The organism is Nocardia sp. NPDC060249, from assembly GCF_042728755.1.
Classification (GTDB): domain Bacteria; phylum Actinomycetota; class Actinomycetes; order Mycobacteriales; family Mycobacteriaceae; genus Nocardia.
Window position 1 is genome coordinate 239,935 of record NZ_JBHXAQ010000001.1, and the last position, 10,924, is coordinate 250,858.

General features: G+C 68.8%; 8 protein-coding genes. 6 read left to right on the forward strand and 2 right to left on the reverse strand.

Annotation, left to right across the window (positions count from 1 at the left end; genetic code table 11):
* Positions 1–5 precede the first annotated feature (5 nt).
* Positions 6–3,365 (forward strand): WD40 repeat domain-containing protein, encoded by a 3,360-nt coding sequence (locus ACFWFP_RS01125; RefSeq protein WP_379292506.1) that lies wholly within the window; start codon positions 6–8, stop codon positions 3,363–3,365.
* A gap of 511 nt (positions 3,366–3,876) precedes the next feature.
* Here the strand turns inward: ACFWFP_RS01125 and ACFWFP_RS01130 are convergent.
* Positions 3,877–4,836, reverse strand: coding sequence for a cation diffusion facilitator family transporter (locus ACFWFP_RS01130; RefSeq protein WP_379292508.1), 960 nt, complete (start codon positions 4,834–4,836; stop codon positions 3,877–3,879).
* A 215-nt stretch (positions 4,837–5,051) separates the two neighbouring features.
* Here ACFWFP_RS01130 and ACFWFP_RS01135 point away from each other — a divergent pair, with 215 nt between their 5' ends.
* The 3 genes from ACFWFP_RS01135 (at position 5,052) to ACFWFP_RS01145 (ending at position 8,408) form a co-directional block, all read left to right on the forward strand.
* Entirely contained in the window at positions 5,052–6,146 is a 1,095-nt protein-coding gene (locus ACFWFP_RS01135) for a sensor histidine kinase (protein ID WP_379292509.1), read from the forward strand.
* Positions 6,143–6,823, forward strand: a complete 681-nt coding sequence (locus tag ACFWFP_RS01140; RefSeq protein WP_379292510.1) for a response regulator — start codon at positions 6,143–6,145, stop codon at positions 6,821–6,823. Before ACFWFP_RS01135 ends, ACFWFP_RS01140 begins: the two co-directional genes overlap by 4 nt.
* 76 nt (positions 6,824–6,899) lie before the next feature.
* The gene (locus ACFWFP_RS01145; protein WP_379292511.1) at positions 6,900–8,408 is read left to right on the forward strand and encodes a nitrilase-related carbon-nitrogen hydrolase; all 1,509 of its coding nucleotides are present in this window, start codon (positions 6,900–6,902) and stop codon (positions 8,406–8,408) included.
* Here ACFWFP_RS01145 and ACFWFP_RS01150 read toward each other — a convergent pair.
* Complete coding sequence (locus ACFWFP_RS01150) at positions 8,399–8,734, reverse strand: hypothetical protein (RefSeq protein WP_379292512.1); 336 nt, start codon at positions 8,732–8,734, stop codon at positions 8,399–8,401. The two genes, ACFWFP_RS01145 and ACFWFP_RS01150, sit on opposite strands and share 10 nt — an antisense overlap.
* Before the next feature lie 243 nt (positions 8,735–8,977).
* On the opposite strand from ACFWFP_RS01150, the gene ACFWFP_RS01155 reads away from it, so the two are divergent.
* Both ACFWFP_RS01155 and ACFWFP_RS01160 read left to right on the forward strand, forming a co-directional pair.
* A complete protein-coding gene (locus tag ACFWFP_RS01155) occupies positions 8,978–9,514 on the forward strand; it encodes an RNA polymerase sigma factor (protein WP_379292513.1) in 537 nt (178 codons plus the stop codon).
* Between the two features lie 187 nt (positions 9,515–9,701).
* On the forward strand, positions 9,702–10,924 hold a 1,223-nt coding region (locus tag ACFWFP_RS01160; protein ID WP_379292514.1), incomplete at its 3' end, for an N-acetylmuramoyl-L-alanine amidase.

Below are 10,924 nucleotides of genomic sequence, written 5' to 3' on the forward strand. Positions count from 1 at the left end.
GAGACATGGCGGTCGAATCGACCGATCAGCCGACGGAGGCGCTGGTATCCGACGACGCGGTGCTGATCGAGCTGACCGGCGCGTCGCAGCGCTGGCTCGCCCTGTGCCGCGCAGCCGTCGCGACCGGGCCGGATGCCACCCGCCGATTGCTGGAACACCGGCGGGAGACGGGCGTGCTGGCGCGGCAGTCGCTGGCCCGCTGGAAGGATCTCACCCCGGACGATCTGCTCGAGGAAGAAGCCGAAGACCCCGACGCACAGGACCGGCGGATCACCGCGGATCTGTCCGCCGCACGCGCGATGGCGGTGCTGGCGCGGGCATTGACCGGTTCGATCGACACCGGCGACGCGTGCGCGGCCTTCCTCGATCACGCGGCACGCGCCGGGCTGACCTCGGTCGGTACCCAGTTGCTGCCCGCCGGCATTCCGATCACCAGTGCGAACGCTCCGCTCGGCGATATCGTGCGCCATCTTCTCGGCCAGGGCGGTCGCGCGGCGCGCGGGTACGCCATCATGGCCGCGCTGGAACTGTCCGGGCATAGCCTCCCGGTCGTGCGCAGCAGCCGGATCAGCGTGCTGTTCGCGAGCTTCGGCGGTGGCGGCGAGGTGGGTGTGCTGCGCCTCGACCAGGTCCGGGGCGGACCGAGCGGCCTGCACCCCGATCCGGCGCGGATGGGCTTCCTGCAGGCCGATCGTGCCTTCACCGACAGTCTCGACAAGGCATGGCGCATCAGCAGACTGGCCGGCACCGACGCGTGTGTGCGGTGGTCGGTCTCGACGCACGGCAGCGCCCCGGCCAACGACATCAACGGCGCGTCGATGGGCGCGGCGTTCGCGGTCGCACTGGACGATCTCGCGCCGCGCCACGCCCTGTTGCGAACACTGCGTCCCCGTCGACTCGATCCCCAGTGCGCGGTCACCGCGGGCCTGTCCGGTGCGAATCTGACAGCGGTCGGTGGCTATGCGGGCAAACTGACCGCCGCGCAGCGCTCGTCGCTGCGCGTGGTGGTCGCGTCGGAGGCCTTCCGGGAAGCCGCCGACGAGGCACCACAGAATTACGCCGACCGGATCTCGGCCGCCCGCACCGTGACCGAAGCGATCGCCATGACTCGCACCCGGGCCAATCTCGCGCTGTGGATCGTTTCGGTCGCGGCCGGGCTGGCCGTGCTGCTGGCCGTGGTGTCGGTGACCACTGTCGTCCAGCAGCGCATCGAGAACGCGGCCGCGCGCGCGGAATCGAATTCGCGCCTGTTCGCCGGTGTCGCCCGCGGCGGTGGCAACCTCAATCCCGCCCTGTCCCAGCAGATCGCGCTCGCCGCCTATCGCACCGCCCCGACCGCGGAGGCGCGGTCGGCGCTGTTGGAGAACACCGCGACGAACGCGCCGATCCGGATCAGCCCCGGCGTCGTGCTCGGCCGCGGAGTGGTCTTCGATCCCGACGCACCACGCGTCGCGACCACCGCGCGGGGCGACGTGATCGCGATCGGCGAAGGTGACGGTTCCGTGGAGTTGGCGCGGGTGAACGAATCCGGCGTCGATCGGTGGCCACGATTCGCCACCGGGAGCGGGCACATCCGCGGTCTCGCGTTGAGTGCCGATCACGAGTGGTTGGTGGTCGCGGGCGACCTGCGATCGGCGTTGTGGAACATCGCCGACCCCGCCGCACCGCGTCCGGTGACCGAGCTCCCGCTCGGCGGCCGATTGCCTGCGTCGGCAGCGCTGAGTCCCGACCTCGGGTTCGTCGCCATCGGCACCCATAGCGCGACGATCGTGAGCTGGCGCCTCGGCGACGATCCCGCGCACCCCGTCGCCCTGCCGACGATGTCTGCCTCGGGGCAGCGCGCGGAGGTCGCCCTCAGTGATCGCACGCTCGTCGCGGCGGTGCCGTCGTTGTTCGGCGGAATCTGGACCACCACGGTGCGTGCTTGGAACATCGAGACCCTCGACCGCGAGCAGACACCGGCGTTCGACCGTCGCCTCGAACGACCCGGTGGTGCGGAGGCGAGGTCGGTCGAGTTCAACGGCGACGGCACCGTGCTGGCCATCGGCCTCAATCCGGGTGAGGTCACGCGCTGGCGAGTCGGCGCGGGCGGCTTCGACCCGATGCCCGCCGAGCCGAGGGGCGCCAACGAATACCTCGATGTATCACTGACCGGGGACGGTCGATCCGCGGTGATCGTCGGCGGCGACACCCGGGCGCGCATTCGCGACCTGGATACCGGCGAGGAGCTGGTCACGCTCCCGATCGACATGGTCGCGCGGGCGCGCTTCCTGCGCGGTGGAAGATCGCTGGTGACAACGAGTTTCGACCATGCGGTGCACGTGTTCGAGCTGCCGGGTCCGGTCGTGCCGACCAGCCCGCTGACACTGTTCCGGTTTCCGCTCGACCAGCCCGCCCTCCCGCAGGACCTGTTCCCCCACCTGCGAAAGCTGGCCAGAACGCCCTACGCCAGTGATCGAGAACTGCTGGACGGCGACCCCGCAGGCCTGGTCGATGTCGTCGCGATCGCCCCGAACGCGGCCAGGGCCGTCACCAGAACCGAATCCACGATCCAGGTATGGGACATCACCGACCCGGTGACTCCGCGTCGCGTCGGCGCGCCGCTCAGCGCGGCGGGCGTCGACATCCGCGCCATCACGTTCAGCCCCGACGGTGCCTTGGCCATCGGCCGCAGCATGACCCAGACCGTCGACCTCTTCGACGTCACCGGTGAGCCACGGCTGCGGTCGAGTATCCGATTCGGCCGTGGCTACCCGACCTCGCTCGCGTTCAGCCCGGACGGTGGCCTGCTCGCCGTGGGCAGCCACCGCACCGGCAACGTCAGCGTCTTCTCGACCACCTCCACCGCGCAGCCGATCGCCGAACTGTCCGATCTGCGAACCCCGGGACAGACCATCGCGCTGGCCCTGAGTTCGCGCAACACGCTGGCGGTGGGCACTCTCACCGGCGCCTTCGTCTATCAACTCGGCACCCCGGGCACCCCGCCGCGCGCCCTCGCGGCCCCCTCGGGCGCCAACGGCTCTGCGGGTTCGGTGGCGTTCGATCCGGCCGGCGCCCTGCTCGCCGTCGACGACATCGTCAGCGGCACCATCCTGCTCTGGGACTACTCCGACCCCACGCACCCCAGCGCCTACGCCACCATCGCCCGGGGGCAGCGCCACCGGCAGCCCACCATGCTGGCCTTCGCCGCGGACGGCGCTGTCCTCACCGAGTCCGCGGTCGACGGCACCCTGCGGCAATGGCGCACCGATGCCGCCGTCGAAGCCGATCGGATCTGCGCCAGCGGTACTACCCCGATCACCCGCGAGGAGTGGGCAGGCGCTCTGCCCGGTCACGCCTATGTGAACACCTGCCCGGCACTCTGATCGATCACCGCCTGACCGGCGTATTCGCATTTGCGTGTGACATTGTGTAGCGGTGCCCCTATTTCTTGGGGCAATGGAAATGCAGCCTTATCGGATGCCGCAATCCAAATCTCAGAGAGTTCTCAGAATTATTTGAGAAACAGTGGGTATCGCGCGAAAATGCCAGGTAGGGGCGGTGTTGTGGCCATATTGTTACCAGTGTCACTAAATCGGAAAATCCGTAACCCGTCGCGTTTGGGTGTCGATATGCCATTCGTAAGCCAGCTCCGGCTGGGCCTATGCGAGAAACAGAGGAATTACTATGATCCCCGTTATCATCGACACCGGTAGCGCTGCCCTCGGTGGCCTCTTCGACACCCTCGGCGCCGCACTGCACGGGCTGGTCGACACCCTGTGGACCGGTTCCTTCGGCGGCTGAATCAGCCCCATAGGTCGATGAAACGACCTGGTCCTCGCTAGCGCGTGACCGACGAGAAGGCCCCGCACCCGATGGGTGTGGGGCCTTCCCTCGTCAGTGGGTATGGGGGGCTACGTGCCGGGGGCCGTGCGAGTCGGCGCACGGATGGGAGTCGCGGTTGCCGATGTCGAGCAGTTTCGGGCTGGCGTGGTCGACCTGCAGGGTGACGTGCTCGATGTGGTGGTCGTGGTCGAGCATGTGCGCGATGTCCTCACGCACCGCATGGCAATCGTGGCCGGGCTGCACGAGCACGTGGGCCGACAGTGCGGGGGAGCCGGAGGTGATCTCCCAGATGTGCAGGTCGTGGACTTCGGTGACGCCGTCGCGCGCGGCCATGTCGCGGCCGATCCGCGCGGGGTCGAGATGTTCGGGCGCGGCCTCGAGGAAGATCCGGCTCGACGCCTTGATCAGCCCGATCCCGGCCTTGATCATCAGCGCCACCACGATCAGCGTCGCGACGACGTCGGCCTGGACCCAGCCGGTGAGGATGATGATCAGACCGGCGAGGGCGGTGGCGATGAACGCGAACAGGTCGTTGAGGATGTGCTGGTAGGCGCCCTCGACATTGAGGCTGGTGCGATCGGCGCGGCTGATCATCCAGGTCGCGAGCACGTTCACGGCGACGCCGACCAGCGCGGTGATCAACACCAGCCAGCCGTGTACCTCCGGCGGCTCGAACAGTCTGCGGATCGCCTCGTAGCCGAGCCACAGCGCCAGCAGCAGCAGCGTCAGCCCGTTGGCCTGGGCCGACAGGATCTCGGCCCGCTTCCAGCCGAACGTCATCCGACCGGTCGCCGGTCGCGCCGCGAGCCGGATCGCCCACAGCGCCAGCGCGATCGAGGCGGCGTCGGTGGTCATGTGTGCCGCGTCGGAGAGCAGTGCCAGCGAATCGGCGATGACGCCGACGATCACTTCGCCGATCAGGAAGGTGATGATCACCGCCAGCGCGCCGGCCAGCCAGCGTCGATCGCTGTCGGCCGATACCCCGTGGTCGTGCCCGTGCCCTGCGCCCATCGCGTTCCCCTTCTCCTGCGGTCCGATCGGTCGCAATCATATGCACACATCGCTATGTGTGCAATTCGTTCTTGGTCCCGCGTGATCGTCGCTGGTCACCGGATGTTGCAGCGTCGAATTCCACCCTATGCCTGAGCGTACGGTGATGGTGCTGCCCCTCGAATCACTCTCGAGAGTGAGGTGCGGTGGACTGTTTCCGGACAGACTGGGACGCCGTGGGAGTACCTCGGGAACATCCGTCGCCGCTGGACGCACTGATCGCTGCCGTCGTGACGGTCGCGAGCGTCGTGCCCGCGCTCGTTGTCGGTGCGTCGTGGTGGGTCGCCGGGCTGTCGGTCCTCGCGTCGGCGCCGGTGTTGTGGCGGCGCCGGGCGCCGGTGGGTGTTTTGTGCGTGGTCGGCCCGGCGATCACAGCGCTCGGCTGCGTGCACGCGTTGCCGGTGCTGCCGTTCGGCACGGTCGTCTGTGTGTACACGATCGCGGCGTACTGTTCCGCACGGCAGCGCCGGATGACCTTCGTGCTGGTCGCGGTGGGAATCCTGGTGTCGCTGCTGGTGCCACGCGAGCCCGCTGATTCGTACGCCTACGCCGCGATGTCGTTCATGACGGCGTGGGCACTCGGGGCGGGCGTACGTGCCAAGCAGGCGCAGATCGACGCACTCGCCGAACGGACGCGACGTCTCGACGACGAACGCGAGGCCGCGGTGGTCCGTGAGCGGTTACGGATTGCCCGGGATATGCACGATGGGCTGGCCCATACGGTCGGCGCGATGATCGTGCGCGCCGAAACCGGTCCGCTGCTCGATCGGGCGGATGCCGACGCGGCCTTCGCGGCGATCGCCGACGGTGGGCGTGCTGCCCTGCGGGAACTGCGCCACAGTATCGGTGCGCTCCGCGAGAACGATCCGCCGCATCAACCCGGGGTGGCGGCCATCGCCGATCTCGTCGCCCTCGCCGAACACGAGGGTCTGGCCGCGCGTTTCACCGAACACGGAACCCGCGTGCCGATCTCGCCACAAGCCGATGCCGCGGCGTATCGGATCGTGCAGGAGGCGCTGACCAATACGGGCAAGCACGCGAAGGCCACGCGGGTCGACGTGGCGCTGAGCTGGTCATCGAGCCGGCTCGGGGTGTGGATCGCCGATGACGGCACCGCCGTGGAACACCCGCGGGACGACTCCGGCCCGACGGGCTTCGGTCTGGTCGGGATGGCCGAACGGGTGCAGGCGTGCGGTGGCCTGCTGCGGGCGGAACCGACGCGTGCCGGGTTCGTGGTGTCGGCCGATCTGCCACTGGCACAGGGGAGTTGACGATGCGAGTACTCGTCGTCGACGACCAGGAATTGTTCCGAACCGGGTTCCGACTGATCCTGGAATCCGAACCCGACATCGAGGTGGTGGGGGAGGCTCGCGATGGTGTGGAAGCGGTGACGTCGGCCCGGCGGCTCACCCCCGATGTGGTGGTGATGGATGTTCGGATGCCCCGGCTGGACGGGGTGGCGGCCACCGCTCGGATCTGCGCCGAGACCGCGGCCAAAGTACTGGTGCTCACCATGTTCGATGTGGACGAGTACGTCTATGCCGCCTTGCGGGCGGGTGCGAGCGGGTTCCTGCTCAAAGACGCCCGCAGGGCCGAATTGATCGGTGGCGTCCGGGTTGTCGCGGCCGGTGACGCGCTGCTGGCACCCTCGGTGACGCGGCGGCTGATCGCCGAGGTCGCCGGACGCGCGCGGGCCCACCCGGACGCGTCCGCGCAGCTGGCCGTGTTGACCCCGCGAGAACGCGACATTCTGCGTGAACTTGCCGCAGGCCGATCGAACACGGAACTCGCGGCGCGGCTGGTGGTCACCGAGCACACCGTGAAAACGCATGTCAGCTCCGTTCTTTCGAAGCTGGGCTTGCGTGATCGGGCGCAGGCGGTGGTCTTCGCCTACGAATCCGGAATGGTGGCGCCGGGGGACAATCCATTGCCGGGCGGTGTGAGGTGATCTCACTCGCGAGAGGGAGGCGAGTCCGCTCGCACGGGCGATGTGCGGGGACCCCCTCCACCGTGACGATTGTCGTGTGACATCTACTGAAGAGGTTGTGCGCGAAGAGTTCTCCGGGCAGACCGGCCGACGAATGCCCGGCCGGGAGCTGATGGTGTGGTCGGCCGTCACCGTGAGTTCGGCGGTGTTGTGGAGTCTCGGCACCGGTTTGCATCCGGTCCCCGGAGTCGCCCTTCTCGCCCCGCTCCCGGTGCTGTGGCTGGCCCCACGGCGCCCCGCACCGACGGTGTACGCGGCAGCGGTGCTGTCCTGGCTCGGCGGCAACGCCGGCTACTGGTCCTATTTCACCGACACGCTGGAGCAACCCGGAACGACCGTCGTCGCTCTGCTGATCGGTAGCGCACTCGTTTTCGGTGCCTGTGTGCTGCTCTTCCGAAAGCTGTTGATGCAGAACAGACTCGGCTGGGCTGTGCTCGCACTTCCTGCCACATGGACCGCCGCCGCCGAGTACCTGTTCGGTCTGGTCGGTGGGATCGGCGCGTGGTGGAGCATCGGCTACTCCCAGGCCGGGGTCGACTCGATCGTGCGTGTCGCTTCACTCACCGGGGTGTGGGGGATCAGCTTCCTCGTGCTCGCGGTGCCCGGTGCCCTCGGCGCCATGACGGCACCCGGCATCCGAACGCCACGCCGGCTGACGACAGCGGGCGTCACGGCCGTGGTCGTAACCTGCGCCATCGGCGCAGGTCTGTGGTGTTCGGCGGCGGCGAGTAGCGGTCCGGTCACGCGGATAGGACTGGTCGCTCTCGCGCAGCCGCCGATGTACGTTCCTGTCGCGTCACCCGATGGCGCGCGGATGATCGCCGAGGCGGTCACCGCCGTCGACGAACTCGCCGATCAGGGCGCCGAGGTCATCGTGTTCACCGAGAAGGCATGGCATGCACGGCGATCCGAACTCTTCCTGTTGCGCGACCCACTCACCGCGGTAGCCGCTCGCCGTGGCATCCACGTAGTCATCGGCCTGGAACTCGAGCAACCCGGCGGAACCGTCAACGCCGCCATCGCCTATCCGGGCGAAACCATCTATGCCAAGCGATATCTCGTCCCCGGGCTAGAGTCCGGCCTGCAACCCGGTGCGATCCCGGTTCAGATCCCCGGCCGCTCCTGGGCACTCGCGATCTGCGCCGACCTCGACCACCCGGCTCTCGTACGCCAGAACCGTATCGACGGCGCGACGCTCCTACTCGCTCCCGCGCTGGATTTCGGCGTCGATCACTGGTTACACAGCCGGATGGCGGCGGTGCGGGCCGTCGAATCGGGCATCGCCATCGCTCGCCCGGCCCAACTCGGCGAGCTGACCGCCATCGACGCACAGGGCACCGTTCGCGCCTCGGTCCGCACCGGCATCACCGAATCCCACTCGGTGCAGGCCGACCTCCGCACCGCCGGCGATCGCACTCCCTACCTCCGGTGGGGCGATTGGTTCGGCGCACTGGCGATCGCCTTGGCCGTGGCCTGCGGATTCGCTGCTCTGCGTCGCCCGGCCACTGGACCGCGCAGGCCTCGGGCACTACTCGATCAGTCCTGATCGGGCCAGGAATCGGCGACGACCAACTGTCCCGCCGCCAGGAGCAGCGCGTAGTGCGCGGCGATCACGCCGGACGGATAGGTCGGCCAGAACGACACAGCCCCGGTCGCCTTGTCGATGACGTACACCGAGCCGCCGATCGGGATCGGCCGATCCGGTGGCGCGTGCAACGGCTGCACCGCGAAAACCGCGAAGCCGTCGGCGAATTCGACGATCCGTCGATCGTGACCCGGCAGGTCGGCTGGTAGGTGTTCGGCCGCCACCCGGGTGGCCTCGGCCCGGTCGACCGGCGTCTGCGCGTCGGTCGGATATGCATGGATGTCCACGTTGTTCGCTCCTCGCGGGCGATTGTCGTCGCCCCCGTCCGATCGTGCTCGACTTCGCTCGAATGCGCGAGCCCGCGATGATCGGGCCCGGAAACGAACGAGCCCGGCGGCCCTGCTCCCCCCTCCTGGAGCAGGCCCGGCCGGGCTCGCAGGAACTACCTTCCGGCACGGCCCCAGCAGGATCCTGAAGAGCCGCTTAACGCGCGGCGTTGTCATCGGCGCGGTCTGCCGCGATAACCCCATATGACGGACAACTCCTGCGGTGCGCACTGCGCGCGACTGTGTACCAGGGACGGGCTGGCCGACGTGCTGGCCACCGATCGGGGTCTGCTGCACTGGCGGGCGGTGCGCAGTCTCGGCGACGCGGGCCTGGCGGAGCATGCGGTGCAGGAGACGTTGCTGCGGGGCTGGCGTTCGTGTCACGACTTCGACGGCCGCAAAGGCAGCGTGCGGACCTGGCTGCTGGCGATCGAACACAACGTCATCATCGACATCGTGCGGGCCAGAGCTGTCCGTCCCGGTGATGTGGGCTGGGACGACATCACCGAGGTGTCCGTCTGTGGCAAACCGGATTTCGCCGACGGGCTGGTCGACGGCTTGCTGGTCGATCAACTACTCGCCCGGCTTCCCGAACCTCAGCGGGCGGCCGTGACCGAGGTGATCTTGCACGACCGTGGCTACCGGGAAGTCGCCGCGGATTTCGGTGTTCCGATCGGGACCGTGAAGACCCGGGTTCACTATGCGCTGCGGTCGCTGCGCCAGTTGCCAGAAGTTGCCTGAAACAGCCCGGCGATGCCTCATCTGGGCATCCGACCAGCGTCTTTTGATACTTCCATCCAGTTACATTTCGGTAACTGTGCTTGCCCTGTGGTTGTCAACGTTGCAAGAGTGAACCACTGGGTTTGGTGTTACCAGGTGTTACCAATGGGAAGGGAGGGGTGCTCCGGTCCCGGAGCACCGACCGAACATGCAACCAAACATCATCAAGGCCGGAATCTGCTCTACCGTCTCCGCCGCGGTGGTGGTGTCGCTGTCGGGATTGGTCCCCGTGACTGCCCACGCCGCCCCTGAACCAGCGACCAGCGAGCAGCTCGCCGGTAAGACGATCTTCCTCGACCCCGGTCACCAGGGGACGGCGCATTCCGAGGACCTGAGCCGCCAGGTCGACAACGGCCGCGGCGGTACCAAGGACTGCCAGACCACCGGCATGACCTCGCTCAACGGCATTCCCGAACACACCATCAACTGGGATGTCGCCCAGCTCGTGCGCGCGTCTCTGGAGGCGCTGGGCGCCGAAGTGGTGCTGAGCCGCGCCGACGACATCGGGTGGGGCGGTTGCGTCGACGATCGCGCCCGCGCCGCCAACCAGTCCGGCGCCGATGTGGCGGTGAGTATCCACGCCGACAGCGCGGGCCCCGACCAGCACGGCTTCCACATGATCGTGCCGCAGCTACCCATCCCCGACTCGATCGCGGACAAGGCGCAGTCCGGTGGTGGGCGACTCGTGTCGAGCGCGGTCCGCGACGCCTACCTGGCGGCCGGCTTCTCGCCCGCGAACTACGCCGGCGTCAAGGCGGGCCTGCAGACCCGCGAGGACGTGGCGGGCCCGGCGCTGACACAGGTGCCGCTGGTGTTCGTCGAGATGGGCAACGGCGCCAACGTCGACGACGCCGCCCGCCTGGAATCGCGCGAAGGTCAGCTCGAGCACGCCGTCGCGATCGCGACCGGCGTCGTCGGGTTCCTCCTGAACAAGCCGATCCCCGCCTATGCGGCCGCGCCGGGGCGGATACCGGTCGCGACGACCGCTCAGGAACCCGAGCGCGCACCCGCCGCCGACCCGACCGAGACCCCCGCGCCGACCGGCGCACCCGCACCGGGACCGGCGGGAAACCGGAACGGCGCTTCCGCTCCGGCCGAGGATCCCAGCGGCGCCGGAACGCCGGCCGAGGACACGAACGGCACTCCGGCGCCCACCACCGATCCTGCCGAACCCTCGCAGCCGTCGACCAAGCCCAGCGGGACCACCGCGTCGACGCCGGAATCCGAGACGACCACACCGGCCCCGTCGCCCACTGCCACGACTGCGACGCCGAGAGCAGGAGCACCAGCCCAGGCCCCCGCGCACGCCCAGGCCCCCGCGCACGCCCAGGCCCCCGCGCACGCCCAGGCCCCCGCGCACGCCCAGGCCCC